The sequence below is a fragment of the Salimicrobium flavidum genome, assembly GCF_900156645.1.
GTDB lineage: Bacteria > Bacillota > Bacilli > Bacillales > Halobacillaceae > Salimicrobium > Salimicrobium flavidum.
Map to the genome: position 1 here is coordinate 101293 of NZ_FTOC01000006.1, position 20077 is coordinate 121369.

At 46.8% G+C, this 20077-nt stretch carries 15 protein-coding genes; 7 read left to right on the forward strand and 8 right to left on the reverse strand.

Annotated elements, in window-relative coordinates; translation table 11 throughout:
- Nucleotides 1–8: 8 nt before the first annotated feature.
- The 6 genes from BW944_RS09780 (at nt 9) to BW944_RS09805 (ending at nt 8534) form a co-directional block, all read left to right on the forward strand.
- The gene (locus BW944_RS09780; RefSeq protein ID WP_076559197.1) at nt 9–1205 is read left to right on the forward strand and encodes a quaternary amine ABC transporter ATP-binding protein; all 1197 of its coding nucleotides are present in this window, start codon (nt 9–11) and stop codon (nt 1203–1205) included.
- Nucleotides 1202–2035 carry an ABC transporter permease gene (locus BW944_RS09785; protein ID WP_076559198.1) on the forward strand — a complete coding sequence of 278 codons (834 nt, stop codon included), beginning with the start codon at nt 1202–1204 and terminating at the stop codon, nt 2033–2035. The genes BW944_RS09780 and BW944_RS09785 overlap by 4 nt, the downstream gene beginning before the upstream one ends.
- Nucleotides 2036–2277: 242 nt before the next feature.
- On the forward strand, nt 2278–3147 hold the full coding sequence (locus BW944_RS09790; RefSeq protein WP_076559200.1) for a glycine betaine ABC transporter substrate-binding protein: 870 nt from the start codon (nt 2278–2280) through the stop codon (nt 3145–3147).
- Between the two features lie 59 nt (nt 3148–3206).
- A complete protein-coding gene (locus tag BW944_RS09795) occupies nt 3207–4844 on the forward strand; it encodes a CocE/NonD family hydrolase (RefSeq protein WP_076559201.1) in 1638 nt (545 codons plus the stop codon).
- Between the two features lie 87 nt (nt 4845–4931).
- The gene (locus BW944_RS09800) at nt 4932–6458 is read left to right on the forward strand and encodes a Ppx/GppA family phosphatase (RefSeq protein WP_076559203.1); all 1527 of its coding nucleotides are present in this window, start codon (nt 4932–4934) and stop codon (nt 6456–6458) included.
- An 18-nt stretch (nt 6459–6476) separates the two neighbouring features.
- The gene (locus BW944_RS09805) at nt 6477–8534 is read left to right on the forward strand and encodes an RNA degradosome polyphosphate kinase (protein WP_084193706.1); all 2058 of its coding nucleotides are present in this window, start codon (nt 6477–6479) and stop codon (nt 8532–8534) included.
- A 246-nt stretch (nt 8535–8780) separates the two neighbouring features.
- On the opposite strand, the gene BW944_RS09810 is transcribed toward BW944_RS09805, so the two are convergent.
- Both BW944_RS09810 and BW944_RS09815 read right to left on the reverse strand, forming a co-directional pair.
- Nucleotides 8781–10307 carry a BCCT family transporter gene (locus tag BW944_RS09810; protein ID WP_076559204.1) on the reverse strand — a complete coding sequence of 509 codons (1527 nt, stop codon included), beginning with the start codon at nt 10305–10307 and terminating at the stop codon, nt 8781–8783.
- Between the two features lie 104 nt (nt 10308–10411).
- Nucleotides 10412–10618: a BCCT family transporter gene (locus BW944_RS09815; RefSeq protein WP_407690085.1), complete on the reverse strand. Its 207-nt coding sequence runs from the start codon at nt 10616–10618 to the stop codon at nt 10412–10414.
- 144 nt (nt 10619–10762) lie between these two features.
- Between BW944_RS09815 and BW944_RS09820 the strand changes: the two genes are divergently transcribed.
- The gene (locus tag BW944_RS09820) at nt 10763–11740 is read left to right on the forward strand and encodes an acrylyl-CoA reductase family protein (protein WP_076559206.1); all 978 of its coding nucleotides are present in this window, start codon (nt 10763–10765) and stop codon (nt 11738–11740) included.
- A gap of 42 nt (nt 11741–11782) precedes the next feature.
- On the opposite strand, the gene BW944_RS09825 is transcribed toward BW944_RS09820, so the two are convergent.
- From BW944_RS09825 to BW944_RS09850, 6 genes are all read right to left on the reverse strand, one after another.
- Nucleotides 11783–13387: an amidohydrolase gene (locus BW944_RS09825; protein WP_234983163.1), complete on the reverse strand. Its 1605-nt coding sequence runs from the start codon at nt 13385–13387 to the stop codon at nt 11783–11785.
- Between the two features lie 53 nt (nt 13388–13440).
- Nucleotides 13441–14892: an aldehyde dehydrogenase gene (gene aldA / locus BW944_RS09830; RefSeq protein ID WP_076559210.1), complete on the reverse strand. Its 1452-nt coding sequence runs from the start codon at nt 14890–14892 to the stop codon at nt 13441–13443.
- An 89-nt stretch (nt 14893–14981) separates the two neighbouring features.
- A complete protein-coding gene (locus tag BW944_RS09835) occupies nt 14982–16241 on the reverse strand; it encodes a PucR family transcriptional regulator (RefSeq protein WP_076559212.1) in 1260 nt (419 codons plus the stop codon).
- Nucleotides 16242–16322: 81 nt separating this feature from the next.
- The gene (locus BW944_RS09840; protein ID WP_076559214.1) at nt 16323–17912 is read right to left on the reverse strand and encodes an ABC transporter permease; all 1590 of its coding nucleotides are present in this window, start codon (nt 17910–17912) and stop codon (nt 16323–16325) included.
- On the reverse strand, nt 17912–18808 hold the full coding sequence (locus BW944_RS09845; RefSeq protein WP_076559216.1) for an ABC transporter ATP-binding protein: 897 nt from the start codon (nt 18806–18808) through the stop codon (nt 17912–17914). The genes BW944_RS09840 and BW944_RS09845 overlap by 1 nt, the downstream gene beginning before the upstream one ends.
- Complete coding sequence (locus tag BW944_RS09850; RefSeq protein WP_076559218.1) at nt 18805–19437, reverse strand: TetR/AcrR family transcriptional regulator; 633 nt, start codon at nt 19435–19437, stop codon at nt 18805–18807. The genes BW944_RS09845 and BW944_RS09850 overlap by 4 nt, the downstream gene beginning before the upstream one ends.
- Nucleotides 19438–20077: the final 640 nt, after the last annotated feature.

Genomic DNA, 20077 nt, shown 5'->3' on the forward strand with positions numbered 1-20077 from the left:
GAATGTTTATGACGAATAAAATAGAAGTGAATAATCTGACGAAAGTCTTTGGTTCCCGGCCCCTCGAAGGAATCGAGCGACTGAAGCAGGGACAGTCCAAAGATGAAATACTGAAAGACACCGGCCTGACCGTCGGGGTCAATCAAAGCTCCTTTCATGTAGAACCCGGAGAGTTCTTTGTCATTATGGGGCTTTCCGGCAGTGGAAAATCCACTTTAATCCGTCTCGTGAACCGTCTGATTGAACCTACGGCCGGGGAAGTGCTGATTGATGGAGAAGATATAACCAAAATGAAAAAAGAACGTCTCATTGATACGAGAAGAAAGAAACTCGGGATGGTCTTTCAAAATTTCGGCCTCTTCCCCCATCGTACAGTGCTACACAATGTGGCATACGGTCTGGAGATTCAGAACATGGAGAAAACACAAAGACAAACACAGGCCCAAAAAGCTATCGAAGACGTAGGTTTGAAAGGCTACGAGAAAAGTTATCCGAGAGAACTCAGTGGAGGTATGCAACAGCGTGTCGGGCTCGCACGGGCGCTCGCCAACGATACGGACATCCTGTTGATGGATGAGGCATTCAGCGCGCTAGACCCTCTAATTCGTAAAGAAATGCAAGATGAACTCCTTCACCTCCAGAAGAAGCTCGGTAAAACCGTGCTGTTTATCACTCATGATCTCGATGAGGCTCTTAAACTCGGGGATCGCGTAGCTATTATGAAAGATGGTCATATCGTTCAAATCGGTACTTCTGAAGAGATTCTAGAAAACCCGGCGAACGAATACGTATCGAATTTCGTTCAGGATGTGGATCGTTCCAAAATTTTAGAGGCTTCTCAGGTGATGAAAAAGCCGGAAGTCCTCTCTGCTTATAAAGATGGACCACGTATGGCTATCCGAAAAATGGAGGAAGTGGGTGCGTCAAGCATTTTCGTTACAGATAAAGACAAAACGTTCCGGGGTCTTTTGACCATCGATGACGCCATCCGTGCTTACAATGAAGATATACCAATGGTAGACGTTTTAATCGATGCAGTACCGACGACTTCCCCGGACACGCCGTTGAATGACTTGTTAGGTGTCGCCGCTGAGGCTAAATATCCAATCGTCGTACTCGAAGATGAAAAATTAAAAGGGATCATTTCCCGCGTTTCTATTTTGTCTGCACTAGTACTTGGAAAAGATGAGGTGGTCGCTTCATGAATTACTTGAATTTCCCGTTAGAACAATGGACAAATCTATTCGTTGATGGTTGGTTGCTACCTACACTCGGCAGCACCTTCGATTCTTTCAGCAATCTTATGCAGGGAGTAGTAGACGGGGTTACAGGAATACTTCTGTTCATACCCCCTGAATTATTCGCCATTCTGATAGCCATAGTCGCCTGGAAAGTTGCAGGACGAGGGCTTGCCCTTTTCGCTCTGCTCGGGTTCTTTTATATAGGAGCAGTCAACATATGGCCGGAAGCGATGCAGACTCTCTCCGTCGTTATCGTTTCCACCCTGTTCTCGCTGATTATAGGTGTTCCGGTCGGCATACTCGGAGCTCTCAATTCTAAAGCCGAAGCTGTCATTAAACCGATTCTCGACTTTATGCAGACCCTTCCGAGTTTCGTTTATCTTATTCCGGCAGTCCTTCTTTTTGGTCTTGGAGGAGTTCCGGCGGTCATCGCCACATTCATTTTTGCTGCACCACCGGCCGTACGTATGACAATCCTCGGTATCCACCAGGTGCCTAAAGACGTCATGGAAGCATCCAGAGCTTTCGGTTCTACCGCCAAGCAACTGTTATTCAAAGTTCAGCTCCCTATGGCAGTGCCGACTATCATGGCCGGTATCAACCAGACGATTATGCTCGCCCTGTCGATGGCTGTCATCGCATCCATGATCGGTGCACCCGGTCTTGGAGCTACAGTCCTCTCAGCAATTTCCCGAGTCAACGTAGGTCTCGGTCTCGTCGGAGGTCTTGGGATCGTCGTTTTGGCAATTGTTCTGGACCGCCTCACCCAGGGGCTCGGTCAAGCCAAAGCATAGTCGTCCGTATTACAACATAGCTTTGCTTAATAAATGACTCTGTTAAAGCCTGTTGTTGATTTTAGGAACAAAGGGTGGGACGCCTGCCTAGAATGGCATGAACGGAAAATCACCGGAATCGAAAGTAGAAAGCTTCTGGAAGTTTACGTCATGCCAGCGGCAAGACTCCACCCGTAGAACGAAAATCAACTAGGAACGATAACAGAGCCTAATAAATACTTTCTAAAAGGAGAACGAACATAATGAAAAAACTTTTTATCACTCTCATGACAATTACTATGGTCAGTATACTCGCTGCATGCGGGTCTACTGAAGAAGGAAGCGCCGAAAATGAAGCTTCCGGAGAAAAAGAAACGATCACACTCGGTGTCACCCCTTGGACAAGTACCGTACCTCCGACAGAAGTTGCGCAACTCGTAATCGAAGACATGGGGTACAATGTGGAACAAACGCAGGCAGACGTAGCCAGCACGTTCATGGGACTTTCCGGAGGGGACATCGATGCATACATGGACTCCTGGATGCCGGTACATGAGGTTTATTTCGAAAAATACAGTGATTCCATAGAAGATACGGCTACCAGTTATGATGATGCTGCAAGTGGGCTAGTCATACCGGAATATGTGGAAGGAGTCAATACCATTTCCGACCTGAAAGGAAATGAAGATAAGTTCGGCAACACAATCTACGGTATTGAAGAAGGCGCCAGTGCTACAGAGGAACTCAGAGATCTTATCGAAGAATATGACCTTGATATGGAACTCGTTCCTTCTTCAGAAGGCGGGATGATGGCACAGGCACAAAAAGACATGAGTAAAGAGAAGCCGGTCGTCTTTTACGGGTGGAGACCACACACGATGTTCAACAAATTCGACATCAAGCTCCTCGAAGATGAAGACGGGTTCTTCGAATCAGCCTCTGTCCATGTCGTGACGAACAAAAACCTTGAAGAGAAAGCACCGGATGTATATAACTTCCTCTCCAACTGGAGCATTTCCATCGATGACGTCGAAGAGATGATTCTGAAAATCGAGGAAGGTGCTGACAAAAAGGATGTCGCCAAAGAATGGATTGAAAACAATAAGGACAAAATCGATAATATGAGACAGTAGCCTTATCATCTTGCACGTATCCTATACGTGCAAGATGATTTTAAAAGGAGGAAGAAACAATGACGGAAACAATTATCACGGAACGGGGTCTCCCCTGCACCTTACGGGATGGTACGATTCTCTACGCAAACGTCTATCGTCCAAAAGAGTCCGGAAGATTCCCTGTTCTGTTGACCAGACTCCCTTATAATAAAGATTTGACGAATTATTCCCACCGCTACACGGATCCGATCCAAATGGCGGAAAACGGCTATGTCGTCATCATCCAGGATGTCCGGGGAAGATTTGCTTCAGAAGGTGTATTCAAACCATTCATCCATGAAGCGGAAGATGGTTACGATTCAGTGGAATGGGCAGCTGACCTCCCCTACAGTAACGGAAAAGTCGGGATGTTCGGCCTCTCTTATTATGGATTTACTCAAGTTTATGCAGCTAAGGAGCAGCCTCCTTCTTTGAAGGCGACTTTTCCTGCCTTTACGGGCAACGACGTATCAAGAGGTATGTCGTCCAAACCCGGGAAGCTGGACCTTGGAAAAGCACAAACGTGGTTTCTTGATTCTGTTGCCCCCGATTTTTTATATCGTATCGGTTATAAAGATGCCTGGAAATCATTAAAACAGGATTTGGAACGAATTTTCGAATGGCATACCTATGCCCCTGTGCAGGAATGGCCTCCGACTGCAAAATATCCGGAGTTACATGAAGTATTCAAATCCTACATAACGGGGTCTCTGACCGAATTCATGCCGAATCCGCTTCCCTTCATAAAGGTACCGGGGTTTCACATGGCGGGTTGGTTCGACTGCTTCCTCGATGAAACGATTACCAACTATACAGAGCTTTCCAACTCGAATTACACTCAAAAGCTCATTATCGGCCCATGGGGACATGGGACTTTTTCCAGCTATTTCGGTGATCGTTTTTTCGGTCTTGATGCTTCTATGACGAGTAAAGATATTACCGATCTTCATTTGGAGTGGTTCGATCACTGGTTGAAAGAAAAAGAGTCTGATATGCCAGAAGTCACTTATTTCACTATGGGAACGAATGAATGGAAAAAGACTTCCCGGTGGCCGCTTCCGGAAACGGAGTATACCCCTCTTTATCTGGACAAAAATAGCAGTCTCTCATGGTCGAAACCTTCAGAGAGAATAAAAGACTCTTTCAAGTATGACCCGGCGCATCCCATGCCTACGATGGGAGGACGCACCCTATTTTTTGAAGGGGTGAACACAGGTCCACTTGCTCAGAACAAGGTAGAGAAAAGAGAGGATCATTTATTATATACCTCTGCTCCACTTAGGGAAGATGTAGAAGTGACGGGCCCGGTCAATTTGAAGCTCACCGCAATCTCTGAAGCGAAAGATACCGACTTCACCGCTGTCCTCACAGAAGTTCTTCCGGATGGCACTTCTATCTATATTACAGATGGGATAACCAGAACAAGCACTAAGACCGGGGACGCCTCTGAACGTTTCAAAACGTATACGATTTCTCTTTCATCAACGAGTATCTATATCAAAGAAGGCAGTAGCTTAAGAATACGTATTTCTTCAAGCAGCTTCCCTCAATATGATGTAAACCTGAATACTGAAGAAACGATGATCACCTCAGATGCCTCCGTAAAAACGACGCAGACCGTGCATCTAGCTGAGTCAAAACTGATTCTACCGCTTGTCCCCACCTCCCGGTTATAACTCCGGGAGGTTTTTTCTTTACTGAATCTTTAGACAAGAAAGACCCGCTCCGTGATATACTGTAGTTAAAAAGGAGTAGGTGTTCCCATGAAACGATACAGCGCCGTCATTGATATCGGTTCCAACACGATGAGACTGGTCATTTATGCGCACGAGAACGAGTCACGAATCCAGGAAGTGGAAAACGTTAAAATCGTCGCACGTCTCCGCAAGTATCTGGACGAAGATTTGAACCTTACCGGAGAAGGTCAATTCATCCTTATCGACACTCTCAACAGCTTCCGGAAGGTCATCGATACATATGATGTCGACCATTCCTTCTGTGCCGCCACAGCCGCAATCCGTCAGGCCGAAAACCGGGAAGACATCAAAGAAAAAGTGAAAGCGGAGACAGGTCTTGAAATGATCATCCTATCCGAAGAACAGGAAGCATACTACGGATATCTCGCAGTGGCGAATTCCACCGCTGTCGAAAAAGGCTTCACCGTTGATATCGGCGGCGGAAGTACAGAAATCACTTACTTCGAAGACCGGAGACTCATCCACTCCCACAGTTTCCCGTTCGGTTCTCTCACGTTGATGGAATTCTTCGATGAAGATAAACCTTCAAAGAAACAGGTGAAAAAGGTAAGAGAATTCATCGAAGAACATTTCAGTCAGCTCGACTGGATCAAAGAAAAAAATGCTCCTATCGTAGGGATCGGCGGGAGTGCGAGGAATATGGCGGAGATCGACCAGACCTTCAAAGATTACCCACTGGCCGGACTTCACCAGTATGAAATGTTCGATACGGATATTGCGCATATCTCCGAACACCTGACGACCCTGGATAAAAAAGAACGGGAGAAGATCGAAGGATTATCCAAAGACCGGGCTGATTCCATTCTTCCTGCCATGCAGGTGTTTCACTGCCTGTATAGTCTCACAGATGCCTCCTCTTTCATCCTTAGTAGAAAAGGACTCAGAGACGGCCTCCTATACGAACAGCTTGCCGGTCCGAAAGAAAACCATTTGTATGAAAACGTATTGGAAAACAGCATTGCAGATCTTGTGAACGAATACGAGCTCTCTTCTTCCCAGACGACCTATGCGAGAGAACTTACGAAAAAACTGTTCACCCCGCTTGTGGACCAGGGGGCTTCCACTTATTTGACCGGAAAAGACTGGGCTATCACCGAGCGCGCTTGCACAGTATATAACCTCGGGAGCTATATCGATTCCGAATCGAGTTCCCAACATACCTTCTATCTGCTGGCGAATCGGACCATCGACGGCCTCATGCATATAGATAGGTTAAAACTCGCGCTACTTGCTTCTTTCAAAAGCAAAAGTGTCTACAAACAATTTCTGCGTCCGTATAATAATTGGTTCCTGAAATCAGAGAAAAAGAAACTGAAACTTCTCGGCGCCATTATAAAGCTGACGTATTCCATGGATTCAACGAAACGTCGGATCATTTCCGACCTGAATGTCACTGTAAAAGAAAAAAGCATTACTATCCGCTGTTACTGCACCGATGATTTCAAGCCGGAAGCCTATCAGACCGAAAAACAGAAAAAACATTTGGAGAAGGCGTTAAAGGTCCCTATTCATATCTCCTTCCACTACCTTTGATAATGCAGGTGATGCGAAATGAAAAATGACAGTACAATTAATCTGGACCACCCATCCCTTTATAACAACCGTGAACTCAGCCTGATATCCTTCAACGAGAGAGTGCTGATGGAAGCGGCTGAACCATTGAACCCGTTATTGGAACAATTGAAGTTCACGGCTATCTTCGCCTCTAATACGGATGAATTCTTCATGGTGCGTGTAGCCGGACTTCTCGATCAGATCAAGGCGAATCACACAAAACCCGACAATAAAGCGGGACTTACTCCCACAGAACAGGTGGAACTCATATCCAAAGAGATGACCGTGCTGTTCCAGGAGCAGTACCGTTTGTACCATCAGCTGATCGACAACCTCGGAGAGAATGGATGGGCTATCATCGAGAACCCTGATTCGTTCTATGAATTCGAGACCTATTTCAATGATTTCATTTTCCCGATCCTGACACCTATGGTTATAGATGCGCACCGTCCATTTCCCATGCTTACCAACAAATCGATTCACATCGGTATCGAATTAGCGAATGACGAAGGCGAGACGAAGACAGCTTTTCTGAAAGTACCTGACCTCCTTCCCCGGCTTATTTTTTCGACCGTTCAGCGAGCTTATGTTTTCATCGAGGATATCATCTCACACTTCGCCCATAAGCTGTTCGAGGGGGTGAGCATTCAATCAATGAGTGTGTTTCGAATCACGAGGAATGCGGACCTGACTATTCACGAAGAAGGCGCCAGAGATCTTCTGGAAGAAATCGAAAAAGAACTGAAAAACCGGGAAAATGGGGCTGCGGTACGTCTGGAAACAGAAAAGCACCCCTCCCCTTCCCTTCTGTCGCTATTGAAAAGAGAGTTGTCCATCCAGGAACAGGACGTATATTATCATGAAGGACCGCTGGACCTCTCATTTCTTTTCGCATTCGCAAGAGAGAAGGCCAGTGAAAAACCGGAATTGGCCTATCCCCCGTTCCAACCGCAGCAAACAGCTTACCTGGGCGCAGGCGAGAATATTTTTGAAGCACTCAGGAAAAGGGACTTGTTCTTTCACCATCCTTTCGATTCTTTCGACCCTATCGTGTCTTTCATAACGGAAGCGGCGGAAGATGAGGAAGTACTGGCCATCAAACAGACCTTGTACCGGGTCAGTGGTAACTCCCCTATCATCCGGGCACTGAAACAGGCGGCGGAGAACGGGAAACAGGTCACGGTTCTTGTCGAGTTGAAAGCACGCTTCGATGAAGAGAATAACGTGCAATGGGCACGTGTCCTTGAAGAAGCAGGATGTCATGTCATTTACGGCATCCCTTCGTTGAAAACCCATAGTAAAATCACGCTTGTCGTACGCAAACAGGAGAACTCCATCGAAAGATTCGTCCATCTCGGAACCGGTAATTACAACGATCAGACTGCGAAACTTTATACGGATATGGGGATTATTACGAACGACTCCACCTTCGGGGAAGATGCGACCAATTTCTTCAATTATTTAAGCGGAGCGACCACGCATCCCCAATTCCATCATTTATCCATCGCCCCGGAGCATCTGAAGGAAGACCTTATCAGGCATATCCAGGAAGAAACCGAGGCTCATCAAAAGCATGGTCAGGGAAGGATCATCGCCAAGATGAACTCTCTGACGGAAAAGAATATCATCAAAGAGTTCTACAAAGCTTCTCAGGCAGGAGTGCAGATAGATCTGATCGTTCGCGGCATCTGCTGCCTCAGGCCCGGGATCCCAGAAGTGAGTGAAAACATCCGTGTCCGCAGCATCATCGGAAGATTCCTGGAACATAGCCGGATCTATTACTTTTTCAATAATGGAAACGAAAAATACTTTCTCTCTTCGGCCGATCTGATGACGAGAAACATGGATCGAAGAATCGAGCTGATGTTCCCTGTTTACAGTGCAGCAATCCAACAGTCTATACGAGAAGTTCTCGATCTGCAGCTTGAGGATGATATGAAAGCCAGAATCCAGGACAGGTTCGGTAATTACTCTGCGTTGACCGGACGAACCGTGAACAGCCAACAGGAATTATTGAAGAAATCCTATAACAGAAACGGAAAATCACTTTCGTAACGTGACACGCTGAATCTCCAAAGCTCTGTTAAAGCCTATTGTTGATCATAGGAACGGAAGGCGGGGACACCTGGGGGACTGGCATGGAAGGAAAATCCCCTTGAACGACCAGAGGGAGCTTCGGGAAGTTTCCTCCATACCCGCGGCAAGCTTCCACATGAAGAGACGAATATCAACAACAAACGATAATATAGCAATCTCCAAAAAAAGCGTCGACCTTGTGAATAAGGTCGACGCTTTTTTCTGTTATTTATTGATAATCCCCTGTTTTATGGCCATCTCTTTCGCGACACGCGGTCCCAGCCAAAGGACCGGAAGAAGCAAAATCGAAACCGGTACGGCAGTGACCACAATGAAGTTCTGTAGAGCTCCTACTCCTCCGTTACCGATAAGGAGGAGAATGGACGCGACGGTTCCCATAAGGACGGACCAGAATACACGGACCCATGCTTTAGGGTTCCCTTCTCCCGTCACTGCCATAGCAATCGTATAAGACATCGAATCGCTTGTAGTGACAACGAATAGAATCGTCAGCACGAGAAACAGCGGAGATATAATGCTTGCCAATGGAAATTGTTCCGTAATGGCAAACATTGCAGCCGCGTTTCCTGAATTGTTCAACGGCTCCGAAATCACACCTGGATTCTGCAGTTCAAAGTAAATCCCGGAACCACCGAGGACGGTGAACCAGAAAGCAGAAACGACTGGAGCCAGAATCGAAATAGCCAGAATGATCTGGCGGATGGTGCGACCTCTCGAAATACGACTGACCAGAATCGCCATCATCGGTCCATACCCGATGAACCATCCCCAGAAGAAGACCGTCCACCAGCTAAGCCACTCGGTGTCACCGCGATAAGTCGCCATGGATACGAACTCCTGCACATAATGACCGAACCCTGCCAGATACTGGTTAATGATGAAGAGTCCCGGTCCGAATATGAGAACAAACACGATCAGTCCCATTGCGAGTCTAACGTTGAAATTACTCAGTCTTTGAATTCCTTTATACAATCCGGTGACAGCAGAAATCGTAGAAATGAAGATTACTGCTGCAATAACACTAAGCTGAGATACATAAGTATCCGGTATACCAAAAATCGTCTGCAGGCCATAGCTTGCCTGAGTACCAAGAAATCCGATTGGACCAATCGTACCAGCTGCAACAGCGATGACAGAAAACGCATCAACGATTGTCGCGAACCAGCCTGTACGGATTTTTTCACCGAAGATCGGATATAGAAGGGTTCTCGGTTTGAGCGGCATACCCTTCTGATAGTGACCATACATCATCACTACCGCACTTACGGTACCGAGAATCGCCCAGGCAAGGAAACCCCAGTGCATATAGCTCTGGGCCAGTGCCGGAGCAATCGCTGCTTCTGTCCCAGCTTCGATACCACCCTGAGATGGCGGTACTGTAAGGAAGTGGGTGATCGGTTCAGCCGCTGCCCAGAACACTCCTCCTCCGGCCAGGAGAGTTGCCATGATGATGGAAAGCCATTTGTACAGACCTAATTCAGGCTTATCCAGATTTCCCATTCTTACGTTTCCATATTTGGAAAAAGCCAAGTACAACCCGACTATAAATGTAGCGAGCATCAGGAACTGCCAAAATGCCCCAAAATACTTCGCGGACCATGCAAATCCTGTGTTCACAAATTCCGTGATACTACTTATATCAATAATTGCGAATAACACGAATAGAAGAAGCGCGCCTCCACTGATTGCGAATACAGGCCAATCGATGCGACCTTGTTTATCTTTTAACATAATGAACCCCTTTAAGATTTTTTTAACACAATGCAATACGATATCAGTATTATGTATCCGTGTAAAGAAAAAAACACAAGGGGAGTTCTCCCCTGTGTCACTCTTCAATCCTGAAGTTCCTGTTTTATCTTTTCCCTGTCTATGCGTATCGCTTTGTAGAAGGAGTATACCATCAGGAGCATTATTATCGAAAACGGTAGAGCGGCTATAATCAGAGCGTTCTGTAACGCCTGCAGCCCTCCGGTATATAGAAGAACAGCGGCGATGGTGATGGCCAATGTAATCCAAAACACTTCTGTAATTTTCTTCACATAAGCTCCTCTTTCTGCTATTTGCTTACCTAATAACTTATACTCTGTCGGTGAGACCCTAAACAGATTAAGGCTGAGGAGGAGGTTTCACAAAAATTGTTTTCGGATACATGAGCAGAAGAATCAATGAAGGAGGACTTACCCATGGAAGAATTCCAGGCACTTGTACTCGAAGACGATAAACAATTGCACGTCCGCTCCCGGACTGAAGAAGATCTGCCGGAAGGCGACGTCACCATTGAAGTAGCATATTCAAGTATCAATTACAAAGATGCGATTGTCGGAAATCAGAATCAGATTGTACAGAAGTATCCGCTCGTCCCGGGAATCGATTTGTCCGGTACGGTCATAGAGTCGGACGACCCTTCTTTTGAAAAGGGTCAGAAAGTCATCGTAACGAGCTATGACCTCGGCACCGGACACGATGGCGGCTACAGTCAGATCGCCCGTGTACCGAAAGAATGGGTCGTACCGTTACCGGAAAATATGACCCTGAAAGAAGCGATGATCCTCGGCACAGCGGGACTCACTGCTGCCCTGTCCATACAGAGACTCGAAGACAACGGTCTCCCCCCGGAGCAGGGGGAAGTGCTCGTGGCCGGAGCGACCGGCGGCGTCGGAAGTGTTGCTGTAAACATTCTCTCAGGCAAAGGGTACAGTGTGACTGCTGCGACAGGAAAAGACTCCGAGCACGATTATCTGAAAAAACTGGGAGCTTCCTCTGTCATCCATAGGGATGAAATCATGGATACAGATGGAACTCCTACCCGCAAGAAACGCTGGGCCGGAGCTGTGGACCCTGTCGGAGGGAATACGCTGCAGTATATACTCAGTACTCTTCAAAACAGCGGCTCCGTCTCTACAAGCGGTCTTGTCGGAGGTGTCCAGGTTTCCACCACTGTCCTTCCTTTCATCGGACGCGGCGTAAACTGGCTAGGAATCGACTCCGTGACATGCCCGATGCCGGAGAGAAAGAAAGTATGGGAAAAGCTTGCTGATGAATGGAAACCTTCTCTACTGAAGGAAGACATTCTGAACGAAGTCACTCTTGAAGAGGTTCCCGGCGTCCTCGAAGAAATCCTTCAGGGGAATGTCCGAGGCAGAACGATTGTAAAACTATAATTCATTGAAAAAAGCTGCCGATTTCGTTCGGCAGCTTCTTTATTACCCTTTATACGTCCGCTGGCCTTTATGCCAGGTTTCCATCACTTTTATATTTTTCAACTCTTCCGGCTCCGTCTCGAGAGGGTGTTGATCCAACAGCACAAAATCCGCCTGATAGCCAGGAGCTATCTTTCCTTTCCGGCGTTCTTTGAATTCGAGATAAGCCGGTGCGATTGTCATGCCGTAAAAACCTTCGTTCACCGATAGCTTTTCCTGTGGCATCCACCCTTCTTCAGGACGATTGTCAAGATCCTTTCGGGTCACTGCCGTACCGATCGTCACCATCGGATTGATCGAACCGATCGGTAAATCAGAACTGAGCGTGATTGGGATCCCGGCCTTCTTCATACTTTGAAAAGCGTCTGAATAGGGGATTAACTCTTTCGGCGTCCATTTATCTTTTTTATCCCATTCTCCGAGCAAGAACGAAGGTTGGGTTTCTACATAAGCTCCACTCGTCGAAATCCGATTGATCAGATCAGGAGCCAATGTTTGCGCATGAATGATGCGGTGACGAAGGTCAGGCGTGCAAGCTTCTTCCTGTTCGAGCGCCTCCACTGCCTGTTCCACGGCACGATCCCCTATCGCGTGCATTGCCACCTGCATCTGATTACGGGCGGCATAACGAACCATATCATTGAGTTCTTCCTGTGCATAGATGAGTGGCCCAGTTTTAGACGGGTCATCAGGATAAGGGTTTCGCATGGAGGCAGTATGGAGACGCTGCGTACCGTCGAGGAAAATTTTGATCGCTCCGACGGTAACTTTTCCGGTCCCATCTCCTGTACGCATCTCTTCGTTTTCGACGAAATCCTCGATGTCTTCTTTGTGGAAAGAATAATGATGTAGTTGGACATCTATCGGCAGCTTCTCTTCCTGTTCAAGTTCCGTATACGCCTCATAAAGTCTTTTAAAACTACCGATGAAGCTACGGTCGTCTGTGTGGACACTGGTAATACCATGAGCAAGCAGATGTGGAAAAGCTGCGGACAGCGCCTCTTTAGCATCTCCAACCTCTCTTCCCCAGAATCTGTGGTTGATGAAGTGTACGGCTGTATCTTTGAAACGGCCATTCAAATTCCCCGATTCGTCACGTTCCTTGAACGCTTCCGGAATCCGGTCGAATTCCCTTTCTTTCTCCAGAAGTTCCAGGGCCCGCTCACTGATCACACATTCATGACCATCTTCATGAATGAGGTAAATGAAGGCGTCCACCTGAATTTCCTCTAAATCCTTTGCAGTCAAAGGCTCATCTCTATCTTCAAATAAATCATCATTGAACCCTTTACCGAAGATCCATTGTCCTTCTTCGAGAACTTCATAATGAGATTCGATCATTTCCTTCATTTCCTTGAAACTCCGTGCTTCTCTCAGGTCCAGCTCTTTGACCAGCAGACCATAGCGCAGCAGATGCATATGAGAATCATTGAAACCCGGGGTGAGCACCCTGCTTTCCCCGTCGACGACCGGTTCTTCTCCCTGATAAGGACTCGGATAGATCGCCTGTATGTAATCTCCTTCAAATGCGACAGCATACAGTTCTTCCGGCGCCTCTTCCCCTTGAGGCTGATAGATACGCACGTTATCCATGATCATTGTAGTCATTCCTCCCTCAGAAAATTTCCTGCACCCGGGTTTCCGGGGGCAGGAGTATTTCTTTACTGTTTGTCATTTTTGTATTGCATATACACAACCTGTGTCACAAGGAAATCTTCCATGCCATGCTTTCCGTCCGTACCACCAAGTCCGGATTTACGCATACCGGCATGATACCCCTGCACAGCTTCGAAATTTTCACGATTGACGAACGTTTCTCCAAAACGGAGTTCATTCACGACACGCATCGCCTGATTCATATCATCTGTATAGACAGATGAAGATAAGCCATACTCTGTATCATTTCCTTTTTCAATCGCTTCATCCAATGTTTTATATGTCGCGATCGGAATGACAGGTCCGAATATCTCTTCGGTCATAATCTCCGTCTCGTGCGTTACATCTGTCAAAATTGTCGGTTTGAAAAAATAACCTGTATCCAGGTCCGCACGTTCACCACCTGTCACGACCGTTGCACCATTTTTCACTGCAGTCTGGACCATGCCCTCCACTTCTTCGAGGCGGTCTTTGCTGACGAGTGGTCCGACGTCCGCATCTTTATCCTTGCGCGGGTCGCCGACTTTTTTCGATTCAAAAGCCTTCTTCAATTTCTGCACAAGTTCATCCTTCCTGCTCTCGTGTACGTAGACACGCTCGGCGTTCGTACACGCCTGACCGTTGTTCGCAAGGCGGGATGTCACGATGCTTTCAACTGCAATATCAATGTCGGCCTGATCCGTAACAATCGCAGGAGCTTTCCCTCCGAGTTCCAGATTGACCTTCGTAATATTCTGAGCAGCTGCTTCCATCACTTTCGTTCCGGCTGTCACACTTCCGGTCATGGTCACCATATCCACATCTCTATGAGAAGCGATGGCGTTCCCGAGCTCTGAACCGGTACCTGTTATCAGATTGTATACCCCTTTTGGAATATCTTCCATGTTATCGATGATCTTCGTAAACTCAGCAGCTGTATTCGGAGTCTGCTGACTCGGTTTAAGTACGACCGTGCATCCTGTTACAAGCGCCGTAGCCACTTTGCGTGCCAGAATGAACACCGGGAAGTTCCATGGTACGATTCCACCGATGACCCCGATCGGCTTTTTATAAATGTAGATATTTTCATTCTCCCGGTCACTCGGTACGATTTCTCCTTCGATTCTTCGAGCCCACTCCGACATGTAACGGAAGTAATCAATGGCGAGGTCTACTTCACCACTGGCCAGACCGTAATCTTTCCCCTGTTCTTCCTGAAGCAGGTCGATGAATGTATCACGATTCCTCTCTATTTCATCACCGAGACGGCGGACGATTTGACCTCTTTCGATATTAGGGGTGAGTTCCCATCCTTTTTGTGCTGCTCGTGCGGCTCTTACCGCTCTGTTCACATCTTCTTCCGTGCCTTTCGGCGTTTTGGAAATGATCTCCCCTGTAGCCGGGTTTTCTATTTCGATCCATTCATTACTGTCAGACTCTATATATTCGCCGTTAATATACATTTTGTGTTCAATCACGATATCATCCTCCTATGGTTGTATAAAGGATGTTCCACCTTATGGAAGTGATTAAACAAAAAAAGCGTATAGCGACTATACGCCTACGCTTATACATTGGTATTCTGATATCTTTGGTAATAGGAATCAACGTTATTGAGAAGCAGCAGTTCCATATAAAGATACGCTTTCAAATTGAAATCCTGAAAATCGATGGACGTAATCTCCTGAATCTGTTTGATCCGGTAATTGAGCGTATTCGGGTGGATGTACAGCTCACTCGCCGTCTGCTTCCCTTTCGTATTGTTGGCCAGGTACGTTTCCAGGGTACGCAACAAATCCGTCTGTTTCTCCTGATCGTTTTTCATCAGTTTCAACAAATCCTCACTGTAAAACTCATCGGAACTATTTTTTTCATAGAGGGTCGCCAGGTACCGATACGTCCCCATCTTGGAAAATTCCCGCGGCATCGTCTCCGGCCGCGGCCCGAGGAAACTAGCTATTTCAATGACTTCGAGGGCCTCGAGAAAACTTTTCCTCACTTTTGATATCGTCTTATACTCATTGCCGATACCGATGAGGAAATAATAGAAGTCATCTCTCCCCACTTCTTCTTTTACACGTTCAATGAACTTATGAGCTTTATGCAACGCTTCTCCTTCCGCTTCCGCTTCTACAAGGAGGATGAGCTGGTATTCGGATTTCACGAAATACATCCGATATTCCTGTTTATGCTTCCTTACCATCCGTTCAAGGTAGTCGAGCATATAAAGGTACTTACTATCCGTTACAGAAAACGTCACTACAGAAGAGCGTTCCGGCAATGTCAATTTCACAAGGGCCGCTTCCTGCTGCAACTGACTCTCCGTAGCGAACTCATGATTGAGCAAATTCCATAATACTTCATCTTTCTGATTATCTTTTTCCTTCGTTTTCTTATGCAAATCGTAGATCATTTTCCCGACATAAGGGGTGATTTCTCTCAGGAAATCCATGTCCTCTTCTTCCACCCATTCTTCCGACTCCTGCACCCAGATATAGCCGAGGGTCTGCCCCATGTGCTTCGCAGCGATAACGACCCGTTGACGGAAGCCTATATCTTCGATCGGGTGCACACGTATCGGATAACTGGCCCGTTCAAGACGCTGGACGATCCCTTCTTTCTTCAATCGATCGATGATGAAGACAGGGCATTTTTTTGAAAGTATCGTCTTTTGCTGGGTCTGATCGAAATCTTCAAAGGAGGAACTGTAGGATACAAGCTCAAAACTTTTATTCTCGATAATGACAGGCTTTTTCAGCTTCGTACTGATGATTTCGGTCGCCTTGTGAATATCCTCCACCTGCACCAGAAGTTCTTTCCATTCCATTTGATTCTACCCTTTCCCGAACAAGGTTTCGCTCGGTACCATTATACCTATTCTTCCGGACAATAAACAAGAAATTCACCATTACCCTTGCAGGTCCCTCCTTTTATACCCACGGAATCCGATAGTCACCATTACAAGAGCTACCATGCTGAGGAGGATAAGCGGGAGCCAGGTCATGTCCTCATTCGGCAATTCGGGGACATACCCGAACGGAGAAAGATATTCCATCCATTCCGGAAATTCGAATAATCCTCCGAAATAGAGTACGATGAACGCATATAACAAATACGCCCACACCCAGCCGGACTTTTCAGGGAAAAACCCTATCAAAAGAACGGTCACTCCAACCATCACGAGAAGCGCCGGGTAATAAGCCATGCCCGCCCCGACTATCGTTAAGAAGGAGAAAGGTTCGGTCATCACTGCAACACCCGCCATCCATAATCCTGCAAATGCCAGCAGAAACATAACCAGCCCCTGCACTGCAGCAATTGATAAATGGCTTGCGAAGAATTGAAAGCGTGATAAAGGATGAGCATAGAGAAGATCCACCCGGTGACTTTTCTCTTCTTTATACAATTTCAACATCGACATCAGCGCAGGTATCGTCGCAATCAATGCGATGACAACTATCAGCAAGGACAGAAACTGTTCCGTGAACGAAGCCGAAGATTCTCCCGCCAGCATTTGCTGGAGAATTTCGTTCCCTTCGAAAAATGTTTCCAGATCGCCGAGAATAGAGCCATAGGAAGCCCCTAGAAGCAGCATCGCTATCCCCCAGCTGATGATACCTGTACGTTGCAGGCGAAGCGCCAGTCCTGTCGGTGTACCGAGGAAGGAAGAAGCCGTCGTTTTTCCTGCCCGTGAGCGAAGCAACCCGGCATCCAGGTCACGGAGACTCGCCATATAACCGGCGACTGCAAACAAAAGTATGCCTACACCGAAAAGCGGCAAAATCGTCCACCAATGGTTCGCCCCATAAACTTCCGCCTGGGATGACAGATGTAGTGGAGAGAACCAGGATAAAGTTTCAGCACTCACATCGCCGACGGCACGGACAAGATACGCAATCATCAAAACAGCGAAAGCGATCCCGAATGATGTCCTGGCATTATCGGCAAGCTGCGCAGAAATGGCTGTTATTCCGGCAAAGAATATCCCGCTCCCTCCGAGAACCATCCCGTACAACATCGACCCGTTCCATCCCATACTTTCTATACCGAGCACACCAAGGCCGACAGAAATGAGAAGCACAAGCAACAGATTGATGAAAAGAATGTGCAAAAATACAGCCATCATGTTCGCGCCTTTGCCAGTCGGTAAGGAACGGACGAGTTCAAGTAACCCTTCTTCTTCCTCCACTCTCGTATGCCTGTTGACGAAAAGAATATTCATCAGCCCGACAACGAGAGCCGTAAGCAAAACCATCTCATGTGCTGTCATCGTTCCTATCGTATAGGTCTCGAAATTCACAGGGCCGACCATAGCCGTTAGCGCCGGATTGCTCAACGTCTGAGCCATTACATCACGTTCAGCCTGCGTCGGGTAAAGGTTTCCGAAAGCCAGTGGTACGGCAATCGTAATCACCGTCAGAGAAAACAGCCAGACAGTTATCCTCAGACGATCCGCTTTCCCTAAGAAGAAAAGCAGCTTGCCACTGTTATGGAACATCACTCTTCACCTCCGCCCGAGCCTTCGTAATGCCGCATAAACAGATCTTCCAATGTCGGTGGGGCGCTTTCTATCTTTCTTATACCGAACGTACTCAACTCAGCCATGACCGTATCCATTTTCTCCGTATCCACTTGAAAAGACCATCCTGCCTCCTCCTGCTCGACGGCATGCACACCCTCCCATTGCTCCAGATTTTCCAGAGTATGGGACGTTTCCACATATAAATTTGTCCGGGTAAGATGACGCAGGTCGGTCAGACTTCCCGTTTCGATGATCTCTCCGTCCCGGATGATTCCAACCCTGTCACAAAGCTGTTCCACTTCGGAAAGGATATGACTCGAAAGCAACACACTTTTCCCTTCGGCTCTGGCATCCTTCACATATTTCTGAAAGGTTCTTTCCATAAGCGGGTCCAGCCCCGAGGTCGGCTCGTCGAAAATATATAGATCAGGCTCGATAGCCAATGCAGCTATAAGTGCCACCTTCTGCCTGTTTCCTTTCGAATAAGCCCGGCATTTTTTCGAGGGATCGAATTGGAAGTCCCGGATCAACTCTTTCTTTCTTCCTTCATTCTTCACTCCATGAAAACTCATCAGAAGATCGATGACTTCCCCTCCGGTGAGATTCGGCCATAAGTTCACTTCCCCCGGTACATATGCGATACGTTTATGAATATCGACCGCCTGATTCTTCGCATCCATGCCGAATACGGTCGCTTCACCTCCGGTCGGGGAGAGCATGCCAAGCAGAATACGGATAGTCGTAGATTTACCTGACCCGTTCGGTCCGATGAATCCGAACACTTCCCCTTCTCTCACATCCATGCTGACACTTTTCAAAGCTTTCACCTTTCCGAAGTGTTTCGACAGATTTTCGGTCTGAAGTATAGTCATGTCCTCTCCTCCTCATAAAATGTCACTTTCAGAACATCCAGATATTCGAAAAATTCCTTAACGTATTTCTCAAAATCAATAGCCTGCACAGACTGACCTTTCAATTCATTTTTCAGCCTTTCTTCATACCCACCCAGAAAATACTGAATAATGTGAAACAACTTATCCCTCGATACATCCTTCCGGAATAAAGTAAGATCGATATCTTTATAAAGAAGGGCAAATCCATCTTCCTGAAGCTTTTTGTACTGCGATAGCAACCGCTCCGGAAGACCGGACATATCAGAAAGGAACAACGTGCTTGAGAACTGGAAGACAGCAAGGTTCTCCAGGTAAACCTCCCACTTAAGGCGAGTCACTTTTTTCATCCGTTCTATAAAATCCGGTTCATCTGTATCGATCCGTGAAAAGTACTGCTCCTGAATCGTTCGGAGACTATATTCCACCAGATAGTGATACAACTGCTTTTTGTTTTTGAAATAATAGAAGAGCATCCCTTTCCCGATACCGGCCTCTTTGACGATATTGTTCGTGGAGGCTTTCTCATATCCTTCTTCAGCAAATTCGAATAGCGACGCTTCAAGGATCCGGCGTTTTTTCTCTTCTTCCAGGGTTTCGAATTTTTTCATATCCACCGCTCCCGTATTTTTTAGACCAGTATGGTCGATTTAATTATACCTCCATTCGACCACCCTGGTCAACTTAAATAAGCGACCTTCTACTCGTTAAATCCGCTCTCGCTATACTCATGGACAACAGCCAAAAATTATTGGACGTTCGGTAGATAGGAAGAGGCCTGAACAGATTATAACTGCTATGAATGCGACATTCAGAACGAACCTGCATGAATGACCGTGTTGCACCATTAAAAAATGCGACATTCGATTCCTGAACCGGGGACCGAATGTCGCGCAAAATCAATACAGACAAGATTCTGTACCTAAAAAAAAGGCTACCCTAACAATAAATACTCAGGCGGACGCTTTCCGCGGGCAATGCTTCAGCCTCCTCGTTTCCCTGCGGGGTCTTCAGCTACCCGAGTCCCCGTCGGAGTCGCCGCCTTTATCTATATCCACCCTATCAAACTCGAATACTAACAGAGCCCGAAAATGTTCATGTATCATGGTTCAATTATCTTTGCATAAACGTCTCTGTTATCATTTATTGTTGATTTACTTCCCTTCGGGTGGAAGCTTGCCGCGGTCATGATCGGAAAATCACCAGCTTTAATAGAACCAAAAAAAGACACTCCCCTGGATAAGGGAAGTG

Excerpts from the sequence above, each read along its gene's own strand:
- BW944_RS09780 (WP_076559197.1), top strand. The coding sequence starts at position 9 with ATGACGAATAAAATAGAAGTGAATAATCTGACGAAAGTCTTTGGTTCC.
- BW944_RS09785 (WP_076559198.1), top strand. The coding sequence starts at position 1,202 with ATGAATTACTTGAATTTCCCGTTAGAACAATGGACAAATCTATTCGTT.
- BW944_RS09790 (WP_076559200.1), top strand. The coding sequence starts at position 2,278 with ATGAAAAAACTTTTTATCACTCTCATGACAATTACTATGGTCAGTATA.
- BW944_RS09795 (WP_076559201.1), top strand. The coding sequence starts at position 3,207 with ATGACGGAAACAATTATCACGGAACGGGGTCTCCCCTGCACCTTACGG.
- BW944_RS09800 (WP_076559203.1), top strand. The coding sequence starts at position 4,932 with ATGAAACGATACAGCGCCGTCATTGATATCGGTTCCAACACGATGAGA.
- BW944_RS09805 (WP_084193706.1), top strand. The coding sequence starts at position 6,477 with ATGAAAAATGACAGTACAATTAATCTGGACCACCCATCCCTTTATAAC.
- BW944_RS09810 (WP_076559204.1), bottom strand. The coding sequence starts at position 10,307 with ATGTTAAAAGATAAACAAGGTCGCATCGATTGGCCTGTATTCGCAATC.
- BW944_RS09820 (WP_076559206.1), top strand. The coding sequence starts at position 10,763 with ATGGAAGAATTCCAGGCACTTGTACTCGAAGACGATAAACAATTGCAC.
- BW944_RS09825 (WP_234983163.1), bottom strand. The coding sequence starts at position 13,387 with ATGACTACAATGATCATGGATAACGTGCGTATCTATCAGCCTCAAGGG.
- BW944_RS09835 (WP_076559212.1), bottom strand. The coding sequence starts at position 16,241 with ATGGAATGGAAAGAACTTCTGGTGCAGGTGGAGGATATTCACAAGGCG.
- BW944_RS09840 (WP_076559214.1), bottom strand. The coding sequence starts at position 17,912 with ATGTTCCATAACAGTGGCAAGCTGCTTTTCTTCTTAGGGAAAGCGGAT.
- BW944_RS09845 (WP_076559216.1), bottom strand. The coding sequence starts at position 18,808 with ATGACTATACTTCAGACCGAAAATCTGTCGAAACACTTCGGAAAGGTG.
- BW944_RS09850 (WP_076559218.1), bottom strand. The coding sequence starts at position 19,437 with ATGAAAAAATTCGAAACCCTGGAAGAAGAGAAAAAACGCCGGATCCTT.